This window comes from Serratia sp. EC4 (genome assembly GCF_059652115.1).
Genome location: NZ_JBNIDE010000001.1, coordinates 310,047 through 326,302, shown reverse-complemented (window position 1 = coordinate 326,302; position 16,256 = coordinate 310,047). Strand labels below are relative to the sequence as shown.

Here is a 16,256-nt window from a genome sequence, read left to right as displayed (position 1 = left end):
GGGGCAGCCCGGCCTTAAGAGAGTCAGCCGGCGAAAATATGCGCCTGGCCCATCACGTTGAGAGTGACCTGCGCCCCGGGCCGCAAGCCTTCGCGGCTGACGGTTTTGATCTCGAGCTGCGCGCCGTCGGCGGCCATTTGCAGATTGAGGGTGGAGACGAAGCCGGCGAAATCGATGCCGGTGATCACCGCCTGGCCGCGCTGCGCCGGATCGGACAAACCGATTTGAATCTGCTCCGGGCGCAGCATGATGCGCGCCGGGCCGCTGCGTTGGCGATCGTCGACGGCGATGCGCCCCAGTGCGCAGTCGGCCCAGCCGTGCGCCAGTTCGGCGGTCAACACCAGCGTTTCGCCAAGGAAGCTGGCGGTCGGCTCATCAACCGGCCGCAGATAGAGATCCTGCGGCGCGCCCACCTGCGCCAGCCGGCCGCTGCGCATCACCGCCACCTGATCGGCGAACGAGAGCGCCTCGCTCTGATCGTGGGTGACCAGAATCGATGCCACCTTGGCCTCCGTCAGCAGTTCGGCCACCGCTTTGCGGGTGGCGGCGCGCAGGCCGGTATCCAGCGCCGAGAACGGTTCATCCAGCAGCATCAGCCGGGGTTGCTGCGACAGGGCGCGCGCCAGCGCGACCCGCTGTTGCTGCCCGCCGGACAACTCGTGCGGCCACAGCGCCGCCAGACGGCGATCCAGCGCCACCATCTCCATCAGCGCCTCGATGCGCCGCTGTTTCTCGCGCTTGCCGCCTTTGAGGCCAAAACCGATGTTGCCGGCGACGGTAAAATGCGGGAACAGCGCGCCATCCTGCGGAACGAAACCGATGCCGCGCAGATGCGCAGGCACCCAGCCGCCGCCGTTGCCCATGGCTTGTCCCTGCAGCAGGATCTGGCCGCCGTCGGGGATTTCAAAGCCGGCGATGATGCGCAGCAGAGTGGTTTTGCCGGAGCCGGAAGGGCCGACGATCGCCGTGCGGCTGCCGGCGGCAACCTGCAGGTCGATGTGTTCCAGCACTCTGATGGCGTTGTAAGATTTTCCGATACCGTGCAGTTCGAGCGTGCTCATAGTCCCGCCGTGCGTTTAGATTGAGAATAAAGAAGCCAGGTGAGCGGCAATGACAGCGCCACCATAATCAGCGCATAAGGCGCGGCGGCGACGTAGTCTATCTCGCTGGTCAGCGCCCAGAAGCCGGTGGCCAGCGTGCGGGTGCCGTTCGGCGCCAGCAGCAGCGTGGCGGTCAGTTCATTGGCGATCGCCAGGAATACCAGCGCCGCGCCCGCAGCGGCGCCCGGCGCCGCCAGCCGCAGCGTGGTGCTCCACAACGCCTGCGCCGGCGATTTGCCCAGGCTGCGCGCCACGTTTTCCAATTCCACCGGCGCCTGTGCGATACCGGCGCGCAGATTGATTAGCGCCCGCGGCATAAACATCAGCAGATACGCCAGCAGCAGAGTGATTTCGGTCTGGTAAATCGGCCTGAAGCTGTGAATGGTGATGGTCACCAGCGCCAGCGCCACCACGATGCCGGGCAGCGAGCTGGTCACGTAGTTGCAGCCTTCCAGCACCCGATACAGTCGGGCCGGATAGCGTACCGACAGCCAGGCCATCGGAATGGCGCACAGCGTGATCAGCAGCGCGCCAGCGGCGGACAGCGACAGCGTTTGCCACAGCGCGGGCCACAGCTCGGCGTTGCGCCACACCTCGAATCCACCCAGCCACAGCCAGCGGGCCAGGGTGATGAAAGGCACGCCCAACGCCAGCGCGGTCAGCGCGATCGGCAGCAGCAGCGCCAGCGCGGCGAGCGGCGGCGAAAGGCGGCGCGGCGTTTGGCTGCGGGCGCTGCCGGAACCGACGCGGGCATAGCGCGCGCGGCCGCGGCTTATCGCCTCAAGCAACAGCAGCCCCAGGCAACACAGCACCAACACGCCGGCCAGCATGTTGGCCGCCGGGCCGTTGAAGGTCGACTGGAACTGATCGAAGATCGCGGTGGTGAAGGTATCGAAACGGATCATGGCGTACAGGCCATACTCCGCCAGCAGGTGCAGCGCGATCAGCAGCGAGCCGCCCCAGACCGCCAGTTTCAATTGAGGCAATACCACGCGGAAAAACACCGCCGGCGGCCGCGAGCCGAGTGAGGTGGCGACGTCCTCGATACCGGGATCCAGGCGGCGCAGCACGGCGGCGGCCGGCAGGTAGATAAACGGGAAATAAGCGAGCACCGAGATGAAAACGCCGGCGCCCAGGCCGTGCATCGACGGCACCAGGCTGATCCAGGCATAGCTTTGCACGAAGGCCGGCACCGCCAGCGGCGCGGTCGCCAATACCGCCCAGAGACGGCGGCCCGGCAGCGTGGTGCGTTCGGTCAACCAGGCCAGGGCCACGCCCAGCACGGCGCAGATCGGCAGCGTCAACACCACCAACAACAGAGTATTCAACAGCAGTTCCGCCACGCGTGGGCGGAAAACCAGTGCTTTGACCGTTTGCCAGCCGGTTTCAAACGCCACGCCGATAACGAATCCCAGCGGCAACAGCGCCAGCAGCGACAGCAACACGGCGCTGACCACCACGATCGCCCCTGGCCGCGGGTGACGGGGGACAACAGAATAACGCCGCGCGGTCTGCGCGGCGTGGGTACTCAGGTTTGACATAACGATCAAAAACTCTCGGTTTGCCGGCGGGCCTTACAGCAGGCCGGCCTCGGTCATCAGTTCGACAACTTTTTTACTGTTCAGCTGTGCGGCGTCTACTTTTGGTGCGTCCAGATCTTTCAGCGGCACCAGTTTCGGGTTGGAGGCCGCGCCGACGCCGACGGCGTATTCGAAGGCGTTGTTGGTGCGCAGGATTTCCTGGCCCTGTTTGCCGGTGATCCACTTGATGAACGCCTGCGCCTGCTGCTGATGCTTGCTGGAAGCCAGCACGCCGCCGCCGGAGATGCTGACGAACGCGCCAGGATCCTGATGTTTGAAGTAATACAGCTTGATGTTGTTGCTGTTTTCGCCGGTTTTCGCGCCATCCACGAACGGGTAGTAGTGATAGATCACACCGCTGTCGACCTGGCCGGCATTGACCGCTTTCATTACCGTGCTGTTGCCCTTATAGGCGGTGAAGTTGGTTTTCATCGCTTTCAGCCACGCCAGCGTGGCTTTCTCGCCTTTCAGCTCCAGCAACGCGCTGACGATCGCCTGGAAATCGGCGCCCGATGGCGAAGCGGCCCAACGGCCTTTCCATTCCGGTTTGGCCAGATCCAGCAGTGACTTCGGCAACTGCGCGTCGCTGAGTTTGGCCGGGTTATAAACAAACACGGTAGAACGGGCGGCGATGCCGATCCAGCGGCCGTGGCTTGGGCGATATTGTGGTTCCACCTGGGCCAGCGTGGCGGCGTCCAGCGGGGCGAACAGCTTGGCGTTATCCACCAACACCATCGCCGGGGAGTTTTCCGTCAGGAACACGTCGGCAGGCGAGGCGCTGCCTTCCTGCACCAGCTGATTGCCCAGCTCGCTGTCGCCGCCGTTGCGCAGCGTGACTTTGATGCCGGTGTCTTTGGTAAACCCGTCGACCCAGGATTTCACCAGATTTTCATGCTGGGCGTTGTAAATAACGATGCCCTGGTCGGCGGAGGCCGCCTGAGCGCCAAAGGCCAGCATCATCGAGGAGGCGAGCAGGGCGACGGGGCCGAGAGATGAAATACGCAGCTTCATGCAGTTATCCTTTTTAGCGTTCGAATGAAGAAAACGAATATCGCCTGGCAAGCGCAAGCAGGCCGATTTTAGCCAAGAACATCAATAATGATAGTGAAAACGATTCGTATTAAATTATTTTTGACGATCGCTCACAAAATGAATTGCCCTAAGGATACGTTAAGCTTCGGCTGGAATAATCTATATTGATTGCCTGAATTTATGTCACCGCCGATTCACGGCGTTCCCGGCGGCAATGCCGGTCTCCGCGTTTATCCTCGTGTTCTTCATCGTTCCGTCGCCAGTACTTCTTTGATAATGAAAGAAATTCAACACCGCTTTTGGTTATGACTCATAGCGATTAATAATTTAATTTATTCCACTGCCTCATTGCATATTAAACGCGATAAAACACTAATCAGGGATATCGACGTGAAATATTCATTTAATGGCAAGAAACTGGCTGGTTTAATCCTCCTGGCTTTTAACGCTACGGCTGCCCATGCCGCCGAGGTGCCGGCAGGCGTTAAACTGGCGGCGGTGCAAGAGCTGGTGCGGGCCAACGGGTATGAACCGGCGACGCTGGATCCGAACCTGGCCGAGAGCAATGTGGAGTTCTATATCTTCAACGATCTGTTCGAAGGTCTGCTGCGCGTCGGAAAAGACGGCGCAGCCATCCCGGCGCTGGCGCAGAAATGGGAGCATCAGGGCAACGTCTGGACTTTCCACCTGCGGCCGCAGGCCAAATGGTCGAACGGCGACCCGGTGACCGCCGACGATTTCGTTTACAGCTGGCGGCGCCTCACCGATCCGAAAACCGCCTCGCCGTACGGCAGCTATCTGGCTTCGGCCTACGTGCTGAATGCCGCAGCGATCAACGCCGGCAGCAAACCGCCGAGCGAGCTGGGCGTCAAGGCGCTGGATGCGCACACTCTGCAGGTGACGCTGTCGGAGCCCAATTCCTATCTGCTCAAGCAACTGGTGCATTTCCCGGTTTTGCCGGTTAACCGCAAGGTGGTGGAGCAGTACGGCAAAAACTGGACGCAGCCGGCGCACTTTGTCGGCAACGGGGCGTTTCGCCTCAGCCAGTGGGTGGTGAACGAAAAGGTGGTGGTGGAACGTAACCCGCAGTATTGGGATAACGCCAATACCGTGCTCAACAAGGTAACCTTCTTGCCGATCCAGGGCTTCCCGGAAGTGGCGCGTTTTCGCGCCGGTGAGGTTGAGTTGGGGTATACCACGCCGCCGGAGCTGTATCAGCAACTGAAAAAAACGCTCGGCGAGCAACAGCTGGTGACTTATCCGCTGCTCTCCACCAGTTATTTCGCTTTCAATAATCAGCAGGCGCCGTTTAACGATGTGCGGGTGCGTCAGGCGCTGAACCTGGCGCTGGATAAAGAGATCGTCGCCGGCAAAGTGTTGGGATACGGCCAGCAGCCGGCCTGGACCTTTACCCCGACCGGCGCGGGCGGCTATCGCCTGCAGCCCGGCGCCGCTGCCGGTTTGACGCCGGAACAACGCCACGCCCAGGCGAAGCAACTGCTGGCGGAGGCCGGTTTCAACGCCGAGCATCCGCTGCGCTTTACCGTGTTGTACAGCAATGACGCCACCATCAAGAAGATCGTCATCGCCGCCGCCGCCATGTGGAAAAAGAACCTTGGCGCAGAGGCCACCTTGCAAAGCCAGGAGCGCAAAGTCACGCTGGACAATATCAACCGCGGGCAGTACAGCGTGGCCTTTACCCGCTGGCTGGCGGATTACGACGATCCTTCTACCTTCCTGAACGTGTTCCGTTCCGACAGCAGCGAGAACAGCCCCAAATACCGCAACCCGGCGTACGATCGCATTTTGCACCAGGCGACGGCGGCGCCGACACCGCAGCAGGTGCAGCAATATTTCCAGCAGGCCGAGGCGGTGCTGGCCGTCGATACGCCGGTAGCGCCGGTATACTACGAAGCCAACGCCACGCTCATCAAACCTTACGTGAAGGGGATCGACTTTACTCGTCAGGGCGCCTTATACGATAAAAACGTCTACATTCTCGCACACTGAAAAATAAAAGACGGCTGATTTATATCAGCCGTTTTTATAAATGTCCGTTTAATAACATTATCCTAAATACTCCATAAACGACGGGCAATCTTTTCTTCCCGCCGGATAAAACAACGCCTATACTGCGCCGGTAGTTTATATGCAGTATCTCGTTTGGCGAGGCTCCTATACAAACACAGGTTACTGATCTGACGACATCGAGAGATGCCCAAGGTTAAGACAGGCTTTATCGGATTAAGGTTCAGCCCAAAGTAACTTCCGAGCAACAGCTCGGATACGTTGTATAGTGCTAAAACCTGGACGCGGAGATAGGCAGTCTGCACTCCCTCTGTGGTTACGCCCCTATGCGATTCGCTGTTGAAGTTCACAACAGAAATAGGGACTGACAAAATGATCAAGTCACATCAATACTCTTCTTCTCCGGCGCTGAACGCGACTGAAACTCTCGATGAAACTTCGGTCGCCGGTTATATGAACGCCGATTTTATTACCGTTCCCGCGACGATGACGGTCAATCATGCCCGGGAATATTTACTTTCACAGCTCAAAACGGACGAAATTCCTACCCGGGTCTTTATTACCGCGGACGATTATCATCTGCGCGGCACACTGTCGGTGAAAAAACTGTTGCAGTGCGAAGAACAGGATAAAGCCGTCGGCGTGATGATGGATTACAGCTATTTCCAGGTTTCACCCGACGATGACCGCAACGACGTGGCGCATCTGCTGGGCAAAGGGGGGCTGGACGTGGTGCCGGTGGTGGCCAACAACACGCTGGTCGGCGTACTGGGCGAGCGCGAGATCGCTCGGCTGGTCGAAGATGAAAACACCGAAGACGCGCAGCGTCAGGGCGCGAGCCTGCCGCTGGACAAGCCTTATCTGGAGACCAGCCCGTGGGCGCTGTGGCGCAAACGCTCGGTGTGGTTGCTGATGTTGTTCGTCGCCGAAGCTTACACCGGCAACGTGCTGAAAGCGTTTGAAGATCAGCTCGAAGCGGCGATTGCGCTGGCGTTCTTCATCCCGCTGCTGATCGGCACCGGCGGCAACAGCGGCACCCAGATCACCTCGACGCTGGTGCGCGCCATGGCGCTGGGCGAGGTCAGCCTGCGCAATCTGGGCGCGGTGATCCGCAAGGAGGTCACGACCTCGCTGCTGATCGCCGTCACCATTGGCCTGGCGGCCTGGGTGCGCGCCTGGATCATGGGCGTCGGCATGGAGGTGACGCTGGTCGTCAGCCTGTCGCTGGTGGCGATCACCGTGTGGAGCGCCATTGTTTCATCGATCATTCCGATGCTGCTGAAACGGCTCGGCATCGATCCTGCCGTGGTGTCGGCGCCGTTTATCGCCACCTTTATCGATGGCACCGGCCTGATTATTTATTTCAAAATCGCCCAGCACGTTTTGGGTATTTAAACCGCTCCGCCCGTAAAGGGCGGGAATGTGACAAACCTGAGGAGGACGTTAAAAACCATGGACGCCGACCAACCCCGATATTTAACGCAAGGGGCTTTTATCGATAACATTTAACCTGAGGACAAAATAATGGGAAACATGACTATTTTTATGGGATTCCTGGCAATGATCAGCTCGCTGGGCCTGTTGGCGGCCTATATGAGCACCAAATGGGATGATTGATGAACGCTAAAGATCCGCCTAGATGCATCCTCCCCGCGATCGCTATTTATTATGGGGAGGATTTAGCGGCGCGCTGAACGCGCAGCCTAAAACGGGAGTTGATAATAATGACGATTCTTATTCTGGGATTGCTCTACGCCATTTTAATGATCTCGGTGGGCGTTAATGAGATTTATTTTTATTCCACCGGAAAATCCAATTTTCTTACTAGCCTCATGCTGACATTCTCTGGCAGTATGCTGCTGATCGCCTTTGTCTGGCAATTATCCTCTAAAGTAAAAAAATAAATCACCGTCCGAATGTGAGCAGCATCATGCAAAATGAAAAGCAGGCCGTAGCCAGAAACTCGATGATCGCCAGCGGGTTGCTGGCTACGGGCAAATTCGTCGCCGGCATTTTCACCGGCAGTATTGGCCTGATATCCGAAGGGATCCACTCTTTTACCGATTTTATCGCCACCAGCATTACCTGGCTGGCGGTGCGCATCAGCGATAAGCCCGCCGATGACGATCACCACTTCGGCCACGGCAAGGTGGAAAACCTGGCGGCGCTGTTCGAGGTGCTGCTGTTGTTGGCTGCCGCCGGTTGGATTGTCTATGAGGCGGGCGGCAGCCTGCTCGGGCAACCGCATAAGATCGTCGCGGCGCCGGTGGTGATCGCGGTGCTGCTGATCTCCATCTGCGTCGATTTCTTCCGCGTGCGGGCGCTCAACCGCGTCGCTAAAGCGACCGACAGCGCGGCGCTGGAAGCGGATGCGCTGCATTTCTTCTCCGACATGCTTTCGTCCGGCGTGGTGCTACTGGGCATGGTGTTTGTGCTGCTGGGTTTTGGCCGTGCGGACGCCATCGCGGCGCTGATCGTCGCCGGTTTTATCTTCATCGCGGCGATTAAATTGGGTAAGCGCTCTTTCGACTCGCTGATGGACGCTGCGCCGGCCGGAACGACCGAAGACATTCGCGCCACGCTGGACAGCTTCCCGGCGGTGCTGGCTTGCGACAGCGTGCGCATTCGCAACGCCGGCGCGGTGCTGTTTGTCGAGATCACGGTGGCGGTGTGCCGCACCTTGCCGCTGGAGCGCATCGATGCGCTGAAGCGAGAGATCGTCGAACGGTTGCGGGAGCAGTACGCCAGGGCAGAATTCACCGTCATCGCGGTGCCGCAGACCCGCAGCGACGAAGACATGGCGACGCGCATTCGGGCGATCGCCGCCAACCACGGCGCGCAGGTGCAGAATGTGACCCTGCAGCAGTTGCCGACGCGTATGGCGATCGGCATGGATTTGGCGGTGCCGGCCCACGCCAGCGTGGCGCAGGCGCATGACATCGCCACGGAAATAGAAGGGATCCTGCGCCAGGCGATCGGCGAAAACACTGAAATAGAGACGCATCTGGAGCCGCAGACGCCGCATTGGCTGGCCAGCGAGGATGTCGATGCGGCGGAGCTGGCCGATATTCGGCGGATACTGCAGTCGGCGCTGGAGCAGGGGGAGATGGTGCAAGACGTCCATAACATCCGCGCGCGCAAGACCGACGGCGGCATCATCGTTAACTTCCACTGCCGGGTCTCGCCGGCGGTGACCATCGCCGCCGCGCACGATGCGGTCGATCTGATTGAACGGCGGCTGCGCGCGCTTTATCCGGCCATTACGCGTGCGATAGGGCACGTCGAGCCGATCAAGCCCGGCGTCTGAATCAGCTCGGCCAACTGCGGATAGAGCGCCGCGTTGGCCAGCAGCAGCGGGTTGCCGCGCCGCAGCCCGTCATTGTGCATAAAGTCATTCGCCATGCCGCCGGCTTCGCGCGTCAGCACCAGTCCTGGCAGGCTGTCCCAGGCGTTCATGTGCGGTTCGTAATAGCCCAGCAGCCGACCGGCGGCCACCTGGGCGGTCATCAGCGCGCCGGAGCCGCTGCGCACAAACATTCCTCCCGCCTGCAGCAGGCGACAGAGAAAGCCGCTGAATTCCTCCGCCGAAGCGCGCGGTGAAATCCCGACGCCCATCACGCCATCCGCGACGCTGCGCCCGGCATGCACGCCGATCGGTTCCCCGTTCAGGAAAGCGCCTTTGCCGCGACAGGCGCAGAACATCTCGCGGTGGTTGGGATCGTAGACCACGCCGATCGTCGGCTCGCCGTCGATCACCACGCCTATCGCGATGCACCAGGTATGCAGCCCGTTCAGGAAGCAGGCGGTGCCGTCGATCGGATCGACGACCCATACGCAGGAGGCGTTATCGTCGGTGCCGCCGCTTTCCTCGCCGAGAAAACCGTCCTGGGGAAACCGGCGATTGATCATGCGGCGGATCAGCGCTTCGACGCGGCGGTCGGCTTCGCTGACCACGTCCTGCAGGCCCTGTTTAAACTCGACGGCCAGACTTTGCCGCCGTTGATAAAAGCTGAAAGCGAGATCGGCGGCGGCGCGGGCGATCTCACGCGCGAAGCGGTAGCGCGCCTCGATGCCCCGTGGGGAAAGTGAAGTCATGGCAGGCAGTATTCCAAACAAAGTTTAGTGTGCAGGGTGCCATAGTCAGATGACAATACGGTGTCTATTCCTGCTTGATTTCAGGCTTGATTTGATTTATTTACTTTACTGTAAAGTAAATTTAATTGTTAAACGTACCATCAAAGCATCCGTCAGCAAGATAATCAGAGGGGTCAGGCATGCTAGCGCATTTTTTCATCTTTCGACCGGTGTTTGCGGCCGTGCTGGCCATCTGCATTATGGCTGCGGGTGCTCTGGCGCTCTGGACATTGCCGATTGAGCAATATCCCGACATCGCGCCACCTGGTGTCACGGTGACAGCCAATTACCCCGGTGCTTCGGCCAAAACGGTAGAGGACAGCGTGACTCAGATTATCGAACAACAAATTAAAGGCATCGATGGCCTGTTGTATTTCTCATCAACCAGCAGTTCGGCGGGCCAGGCTCGCATCAGCCTTAGCTTCGAACAACAAACCGATCCGGACATTGCTCAGGTTCAAGTGCAAAATGCGGTCAATCAAGCAACGTCGCGATTGCCGCAAGAAGTGCAGCAGCAAGGCATCACTGTGACTAAATCGCAGGGTGATAGCCTAATGGTGGTTGCCTTGTACGACACGCAAGGCCGTATGGACAGCGTTGATATCAATGATTTTCTGGTCAGTTCGCTGCAAGATCCGCTGAGCCGGGTGGATGGCGTCGGGGAGACGACGGTGTTTGGTGCCCAATATGCTATGCGCATTTGGCTCAATCCGATCAAACTGAGCGGCTATGGTTTGATGCCGTCTGACGTGCAGGTCGCCATCGAAGCGCAAAATGCCCAGGTCACCAGCGGTGAGATCGGAGCCTTGCCTACGATGGAAGGCCAGTCGTTGAACGCGACCGTGACCGCACAATCGCGGCTGGAAACGCCGGAACAGTTTGAGGATATTATTCTGCGTACCAATACCGACGGTTCGGCGGTGTATTTGCGCGATGTTGCTCGTGTTGAAATCGGGGCGGAAAACTATCAAAACCAAACGCGCCTCAATGGTCACCCGGCGGCGGGTATTTCGATTCAGTTGGCTTCCGGCGCCAATGCGCTGGAGGTGGCAGAGCGGGTACGGGCCGAAGTGAATCGCAGGGCCCCGCAGTTTCCACCGGGGTTGCAGGTGGCTTATCCACGAGACAGCACGCCGTTCGTACTGGTTTCCATTGAAGGCGTCGTACAAACGCTGTTGGAAGCGATCGCGCTAGTGATTGTGGTGATGTATCTGTTTTTGCAAAATTGGCGCGCCACGTTGATCCCCGCCATTACGGTACCCGTAGTGTTGCTCGGCACCTTCGGTGTTTTGGCGCTGTTGGATTACAGCGTAAACACCTTGACACTGTTCGCCATGGTGCTCGCGATCGGCCTGTTGGTAGATGACGCGATTGTGGTGGTTGAAAACGTTGAGCGCGTGATGGAGGAGGCGCAATTGCCACCGCGCGAGGCGACGTTGCTTTCGATGCGGGAGATCAATGGCGCTCTGATCGGCATCGCGCTGGTACTTTCGGCGGTATTTATTCCAATGGCATTTTTCGGCGGTTCAACCGGGATGATCTACCGACAGTTTTCCATCACGCTGGTCGCGGCTATGGTGCTGTCGGTTTTAGTTGCGTTGACCTTGACGCCGGCACTGTGTGCCGGTTTGCTGAAACCGCCGGTGCACCGGCCGCGCAGCCGTTTTTTTCGCGGCTTTAACCGCCTGGTGGAATACGGGCAGCGGCGTTATGGACTGGGATTGAACCATGTGATGGCGCGCAAGGGGCGTTTTTGCCTGTTGGCGCTGCTGCTGGTTAGTTTCATGATCTGGCAATATCTGCGTATGCCTACCGGTTTTCTTCCGGTTGAGGATCAGGGCTCGGTAATGGTCCAGTTTTCTCTGCCGCCAGGTGCCCCGATGGCCAGAACGCAACAGACTGCTGACGCTATCGCCGACTATTTCATGACCGCCGAGCGGGGCAACCTGAATGTAATCTTCATGGTTGTCGGGCGCAATAACGCCGGCAGTGGTCAGAATGTCGGTATGGCGTTTGCCGAACTGAAACATTGGTCGCTACGCAGCGGTGATGAAAATAACGCGCAGGCGATTATTAGCCGCGCCAATCGCCATTTCAAAAGCTATCGTGACGCGCAGATCAATGTGTTGTCGCCGCCGGCGGTGCGCGGGTTGGGGCAGTCCAGTGGATTTGAATTGTGGTTACAAGATCAAAACGGCGTCGGGCATGACGCGCTGCAAGCTGCTCAGAGGCAGGTGATCGCCGCCGCCACCGAAGATCCGTTGTTAACGGCGGTGCGCATAAACGGCCTCGAAGATAAAGCGCAATTGCAGGTCGATATCGATCAGCAAAAAGCTAGCGCACAAGGGCTGCAGCAGGCTGACATCACTAACACGCTTTCTGCCGCATGGGGAGGTGCTTATATTAACGATTTTATCGATCGCGGCCGCGTGAAGCGGGTCTACATGCAGGGGGATGCGGCCTGGCGCTCGGCGCCGGATGATATCGATAGTTGGTTTGTACGTGGTGAAAGCGGCAGCATGGCGTCCTTTGCCAGCTTCGCGACTACGCGTTGGCTCTCAGGCCCACAAATGCTTCAGCGCTTTAACGGGCTGTCGGCCACGCAGTTACAGGGGACGGCAGCCGAGGGAGAAAGCTCCGGCACCGCGATGGCGCGTATGCAGAGTATCATCGGCGATATAGACGGCTACCGCCTTGAGTGGAGTGGGCTCTCATATCAGGAGCAATTGGCCGCCGGGCAAACACTGATGGTGTATCTAGCTTCGGTGTTGTTCATTTTCCTCTGTCTTGCCGCGCTGTATGAGAGTTGGTCTATTCCGTTGTCTGTGATGCTGATCATTCCCCTCGGGATTATCGGAGCCGTTGTTGCCGCACGCCTTGCGGGGTATGAAAACGATATTTACTTCCAGGTGGGAATGTTGACGACGATTGGTCTGGCGGCGAAAAACGCGATCCTGATCGTCGAGTTTGTTGAAACACAGCTAAAAACGGGATCCGCTTTGTTGCAGGCGACATTGGAAGGGGCGCGATTGCGTCTGCGGCCCATCGTGATGACTTCATTGGCGTTTGTCGCTGGTGTAATCCCGCTGGCGCTTTCTGTCGGTGCCGGGGCCGCCAGCCGGCGCGAAATCGGTATTGCTGTGATAGGAGGCATGATTTCTGGCACACTGCTGACATTATTGTTCGTACCGCTGTTTTTTGTTCTGACTAAACAAGGGTTGGCACGACTTAAAGCGCGAAAATGAGCCTCTGGGCAGGGGAGATAATATGATCAACCGTCAACCGGGAAGGCCGATGAAGGCCAGGCCACGGATACTGGAAACCGCCAGCGTTCTGTTTTTGCAGCAGGGCTTGGACATCTCTTTGGACGAGATAGCCAACGAGGCGGGAACCACCCGTCAAACCTTATATAACCATTTCCCGAGCAAGGATGCCTTGGTGTTGGAGACGTTCAACCATCTTATCGAAAAGATGCAGCCGCCAATTGCCAGCATTCTGGCACAGGAGAGTGTGGATTTACCGCAGGTGTTGGCACGTTTCGCCTCGGTGGTTCAGGCGCATTTTTTCAGCGTTGAGAACGTGCATTTTCAGCGGTTGCTGGTGCAACTACTGTTGCAGAAACCTGAGTTGTACGCCACGTTGCGCGAACGCAATGCCGGGCGGGTGCTTCAGGCGTTAGTGAGGATATTGGAACAGGCGCGGCAGCATGGGCAAATCCAATTTGTCCATGCGCAGCCGCAGGCGATGGCATTTCTGGGCGCGGTTATGGGGTATCCGTTGCCCGCGGTTTTGCTATCCGACCAGTGGCCGACGCCGGAACAATTGCAACACATGACCGAAGCGGCTATCACCGCGTTTCTTTTGGCCTGGCAATATTCGCCGTCTGCCATTACCGAATAACGAAAGAGAACGTGAGCCTGGTGCTTTGTTGCATATGTAGAGCCTCGGCTGGTATCGCCGCCCGCCAAAACGCCAGCCCGCGCGGATTATCCTGGCTGACTGACAGCGACCAACCGCCGGGATGCCGCGCGAACAAGGCGCGGGCAGCCCGTTGCCCCATCCCGTTGCGTCGCCATTCGGGTTTGATGTAGAACTCCGCCATTTCGACGGTGGCGCTATCGAGACGCCTGACCAACGCGAACCCGGCCGTTTGCCGATCGCTCAACATCAAATAGGGGTAGCGGCCGGCCTCGCGCCAGTAGAGCGGCAAATAGGGGTAATCCCCATCGACGCCCAGCTCGCGAAGGCAATCGAAGAGCATGGCCGCCAGCAGCGGCCGCTGCGCGAGTGAGGCTTGCTCAAGGGAAAATGCCATGTCGCACTCCGTCAAAAAACAGGCCGCCGGATGGCGGCCTGTCAAGGTTAGCCCAGATTCAACCGGGCGGTGATGTCGGCAATCTCGCGGCGCCAGCGCGCCTGAAGCTCCGGTTTCTGGTGCTTCGGCTTGCGCGCCAGATCGGCCTCCAGTTTGCTTTCGAGGGCAAACAGGGCGGTCAACAGCGCTTCTTCGCCTTCCAATCGCTCGTCCGGCGTCGGAGTATCTGCATCGGCCTTGCCCGCCGTCGGCAGAGCCGGCGTTTCGCCCGCCAGGCGCTGATACACCGGCGCCAGATCGTGCCACTCCTCCAATTTTTGCTGGTCGATCAGCCAAAAGCGGTTGCAGCTCTGTTCGATCAGCATCCGATCGTGGGTGACCAGCATGACGGCGCCGGGGAACTGACGCAACGTTTCCGCCAGCTCCTCTTTGCCGGCCATATCCAGGTGGTTGGTGGGCTCGTCCAGCAGCAGCAACGAATGGTTGGCCAGCGTCAGGCCGACAAACAGCAGCCGCGAACGCTCGCCGCCGCTCAGCGAACGGATCTGCTGATGGTGGCGCAGGTAAGGGAACCCGGCGCCGATCAGCGCCATTTTCCGCTGTTCCTCGGTCAGCGGCGCGAACTGCGCCAGCGCTTCGCTCAACGTGTCTTCATCGCGCAGCTGCTGCAGGCTCTGATCGTAATAGCCGATGCGCACCCGCGGATGGAACAGCGCCGGGCGCTGCGTTTGTTGCTGATACTCGCGCCACAGCAGACGCAGCAGCGACGATTTGCCGCAGCCGTTGCGCCCAACGATGGCGATGCGATCGCCGCTTTTCACGCGCAGATGTTCGAGGTTGAACAGCACCGGCGCATCCGGCGCCGGGCGCACCGCCCAGTGCGGCAGCGCCAGCAGGCGATCGGCGTCCAGCGCTTCTCCCTGCAGCCGCAGCCGCCACGGGCTGCCGGCGGTCAGGGTGGTCTGTTCTTCCTTCAACCGATCGACGCGCTTTTCCATTTGCTTGGCCTTGCGCGCCAGATCTTCGTTGTCGTAGACCTTGCCCCAGACCGCCAGCCGTTTAGCGCTTTTTTCCACCCGGTCGATCTCTTTTTGCTCGGCGTGGCGCCGCTGTTCGTCCGCGGCGTCCTGTTCCGCCAGCGCGGTGCGCGCCGCAGAGCAGGGCAAACGGAAGAACTGCAGCGTTTTGTCGCGCAGGATCCAGGTGCAGTTGGTCACCTGATCGAGCAGATAGCGGTCGTGTGACACCAACACGAAACTGCCGTTCCAGCTTCGCAAGAACTGTTCCAGCCACAGCAGTGTGGGCAGGTCCAGGTGGTTGCTGGGTTCGTCGAGCAGCAGCAGGTCGGGCTGGCGGATCAGCGCACGCGCCAACAACAGCCGCGTATGCTGGCCGCCGCTGAGGGTGCCGGCGGTCAATGTCCAGCTCTCTGATTCAAATCCCAGCTCCGCCAGTAAGGCTTCGCAGCGCCAGCGCTCGCTGAGGTGTTGACCCGCAGGCAACTGCGCCAGCACGGCATCCAGCAGGGAGCAGGCGTGCAGTTCAGGCGGCAGGTGCTGTTCGATGCGCGCCATCAGACATTGATGTGACAATGTCACTGTTCCGGTGTGCGCAGGCAGGGCGCCGCTGAGGATTTGCAGCAGGGTGCTTTTGCCGCAGCCGTTATCGCCGATCAAACCGATGCGGTCGCCTTTTTTCAGGCTGAAGGATATCTCGCTCAGCAGGACGCCGAACGCGTTGTCGTAACCGACAGATTGTGCAGACAGTAATGTGCTCATTGCTTACTCAAGAGTTACAGGCATGGCAATGCCTATCGTCAAACATCGCTGACGACAACCCGGTAAGCCGGAGGGAAGATCCTGGATTTTAGTAAGCTTCGCTCAAGCTGGGTTATCGCAGCACGATACCGGTAATGCTTGAGCGGCGACGATTACCAAAGAAGTGTGAGTGAAAAACCAATTCACACGTCAGCATAGTAAGTCTCCTTTTATTTGTTGCAGGTTAATCGGTGGCAGGAGTATAGAGCGCTTTACGCCGCGCCGCCAGTAAAAGCGCCTGAATAATCAG

13 protein-coding genes and 1 riboswitch are annotated in these 16,256 nt (G+C 59.1%); of the genes, 7 read left to right on the top strand and 6 right to left on the bottom strand.

Annotation, left to right across the window (positions count from 1 at the left end; translation table 11 throughout):
* Positions 1-23: 23 nt before the first annotated feature.
* The 3 genes from ACP39K_RS01455 to ACP39K_RS01445 are packed head-to-tail and all read right to left on the bottom strand — an operon-like array spanning position 24 to position 3,691.
* Positions 24-1,061, bottom strand: coding sequence for an ABC transporter ATP-binding protein (locus ACP39K_RS01455; RefSeq protein ID WP_060445117.1), 1,038 nt, complete (start codon positions 1,059-1,061; stop codon positions 24-26).
* Positions 1,058-2,641: an ABC transporter permease gene (locus ACP39K_RS01450; RefSeq protein ID WP_033640216.1), complete on the bottom strand. Its 1,584-nt coding sequence runs from the start codon at positions 2,639-2,641 to the stop codon at positions 1,058-1,060. Before ACP39K_RS01450 ends, ACP39K_RS01455 begins: the two co-directional genes overlap by 4 nt.
* Before the next feature lie 33 nt (positions 2,642-2,674).
* Positions 2,675-3,691: an iron ABC transporter substrate-binding protein gene (locus tag ACP39K_RS01445; protein ID WP_016927639.1), complete on the bottom strand. Its 1,017-nt coding sequence runs from the start codon at positions 3,689-3,691 to the stop codon at positions 2,675-2,677.
* A 411-nt stretch (positions 3,692-4,102) separates the two neighbouring features.
* Between ACP39K_RS01445 and ACP39K_RS01440 the strand changes: the two genes are divergently transcribed.
* The 5 genes from ACP39K_RS01440 to ACP39K_RS01420 all read left to right on the top strand — a co-directional run bounded on the left by ACP39K_RS01440 (position 4,103) and on the right by ACP39K_RS01420 (position 9,047).
* Complete coding sequence (locus ACP39K_RS01440; RefSeq protein ID WP_243810246.1) at positions 4,103-5,722, top strand: ABC transporter substrate-binding protein; 1,620 nt, start codon at positions 4,103-4,105, stop codon at positions 5,720-5,722.
* 141 nt (positions 5,723-5,863) lie between these two features.
* A riboswitch (M-box (ykoK) riboswitch) is annotated at positions 5,864-6,037 on the top strand.
* 75 nt (positions 6,038-6,112) lie between these two features.
* Positions 6,113-7,135: a magnesium transporter gene (locus ACP39K_RS01435; protein ID WP_033640218.1), complete on the top strand. Its 1,023-nt coding sequence runs from the start codon at positions 6,113-6,115 to the stop codon at positions 7,133-7,135.
* 129 nt (positions 7,136-7,264) lie between these two features.
* Complete coding sequence (gene mgtS / locus ACP39K_RS01430; RefSeq protein WP_004938109.1) at positions 7,265-7,357, top strand: protein MgtS; 93 nt, start codon at positions 7,265-7,267, stop codon at positions 7,355-7,357.
* 107 nt (positions 7,358-7,464) lie between these two features.
* Entirely contained in the window at positions 7,465-7,644 is a 180-nt protein-coding gene (locus ACP39K_RS01425) for a hypothetical protein (protein WP_004938106.1), read from the top strand.
* A gap of 26 nt (positions 7,645-7,670) precedes the next feature.
* Entirely contained in the window at positions 7,671-9,047 is a 1,377-nt protein-coding gene (locus ACP39K_RS01420; protein WP_079452096.1) for a cation diffusion facilitator family transporter, read from the top strand.
* Here the strand turns inward: ACP39K_RS01420 and ACP39K_RS01415 are convergent.
* Positions 8,990-9,835 (bottom strand): inositol monophosphatase family protein, encoded by an 846-nt coding sequence (locus ACP39K_RS01415; RefSeq protein WP_497008250.1) that lies wholly within the window; start codon positions 9,833-9,835, stop codon positions 8,990-8,992. The two genes, ACP39K_RS01420 and ACP39K_RS01415, sit on opposite strands and share 58 nt — an antisense overlap.
* A gap of 179 nt (positions 9,836-10,014) precedes the next feature.
* On the opposite strand from ACP39K_RS01415, the gene ACP39K_RS01410 reads away from it, so the two are divergent.
* Together ACP39K_RS01410 and ACP39K_RS01405 are read left to right on the top strand one after the other, a co-directional pair.
* Positions 10,015-13,119, top strand: coding sequence for an efflux RND transporter permease subunit (locus tag ACP39K_RS01410; RefSeq protein ID WP_497008249.1), 3,105 nt, complete (start codon positions 10,015-10,017; stop codon positions 13,117-13,119).
* 22 nt (positions 13,120-13,141) lie between these two features.
* Positions 13,142-13,774 (top strand): TetR/AcrR family transcriptional regulator, encoded by a 633-nt coding sequence (locus ACP39K_RS01405; RefSeq protein ID WP_028127437.1) that lies wholly within the window; start codon positions 13,142-13,144, stop codon positions 13,772-13,774.
* On the opposite strand, the gene ACP39K_RS01400 is transcribed toward ACP39K_RS01405, so the two are convergent.
* Both ACP39K_RS01400 and ACP39K_RS01395 read right to left on the bottom strand, forming a co-directional pair.
* Positions 13,764-14,189 (bottom strand): GNAT family N-acetyltransferase, encoded by a 426-nt coding sequence (locus ACP39K_RS01400; protein ID WP_497008248.1) that lies wholly within the window; start codon positions 14,187-14,189, stop codon positions 13,764-13,766. The two genes, ACP39K_RS01405 and ACP39K_RS01400, sit on opposite strands and share 11 nt — an antisense overlap.
* 47 nt (positions 14,190-14,236) lie before the next feature.
* Complete coding sequence (locus ACP39K_RS01395) at positions 14,237-15,967, bottom strand: ABC-F family ATP-binding cassette domain-containing protein (protein WP_048794566.1); 1,731 nt, start codon at positions 15,965-15,967, stop codon at positions 14,237-14,239.
* Between the last annotated feature and the right edge of the window lie 289 nt (positions 15,968-16,256).

Coding starts and splice junctions, on each gene's coding strand:
- ACP39K_RS01455 (WP_060445117.1), bottom strand. CDS start 1,061: ATGAGCACGCTCGAACTGCACGGTATCGGAAAATCTTACAACGCCATC.
- ACP39K_RS01450 (WP_033640216.1), bottom strand. CDS start 2,641: ATGTCAAACCTGAGTACCCACGCCGCGCAGACCGCGCGGCGTTATTCT.
- ACP39K_RS01445 (WP_016927639.1), bottom strand. CDS start 3,691: ATGAAGCTGCGTATTTCATCTCTCGGCCCCGTCGCCCTGCTCGCCTCC.
- ACP39K_RS01435 (WP_033640218.1), top strand. CDS start 6,113: ATGATCAAGTCACATCAATACTCTTCTTCTCCGGCGCTGAACGCGACT.
- mgtS (WP_004938109.1), top strand. CDS start 7,265: ATGGGAAACATGACTATTTTTATGGGATTCCTGGCAATGATCAGCTCG.
- ACP39K_RS01425 (WP_004938106.1), top strand. CDS start 7,465: ATGACGATTCTTATTCTGGGATTGCTCTACGCCATTTTAATGATCTCG.
- ACP39K_RS01420 (WP_079452096.1), top strand. CDS start 7,671: ATGCAAAATGAAAAGCAGGCCGTAGCCAGAAACTCGATGATCGCCAGC.
- ACP39K_RS01415 (WP_497008250.1), bottom strand. CDS start 9,835: ATGACTTCACTTTCCCCACGGGGCATCGAGGCGCGCTACCGCTTCGCG.
- ACP39K_RS01410 (WP_497008249.1), top strand. CDS start 10,015: ATGCTAGCGCATTTTTTCATCTTTCGACCGGTGTTTGCGGCCGTGCTG.
- ACP39K_RS01405 (WP_028127437.1), top strand. CDS start 13,142: ATGATCAACCGTCAACCGGGAAGGCCGATGAAGGCCAGGCCACGGATA.
- ACP39K_RS01400 (WP_497008248.1), bottom strand. CDS start 14,189: ATGGCATTTTCCCTTGAGCAAGCCTCACTCGCGCAGCGGCCGCTGCTG.
- ACP39K_RS01395 (WP_048794566.1), bottom strand. CDS start 15,967: ATGAGCACATTACTGTCTGCACAATCTGTCGGTTACGACAACGCGTTC.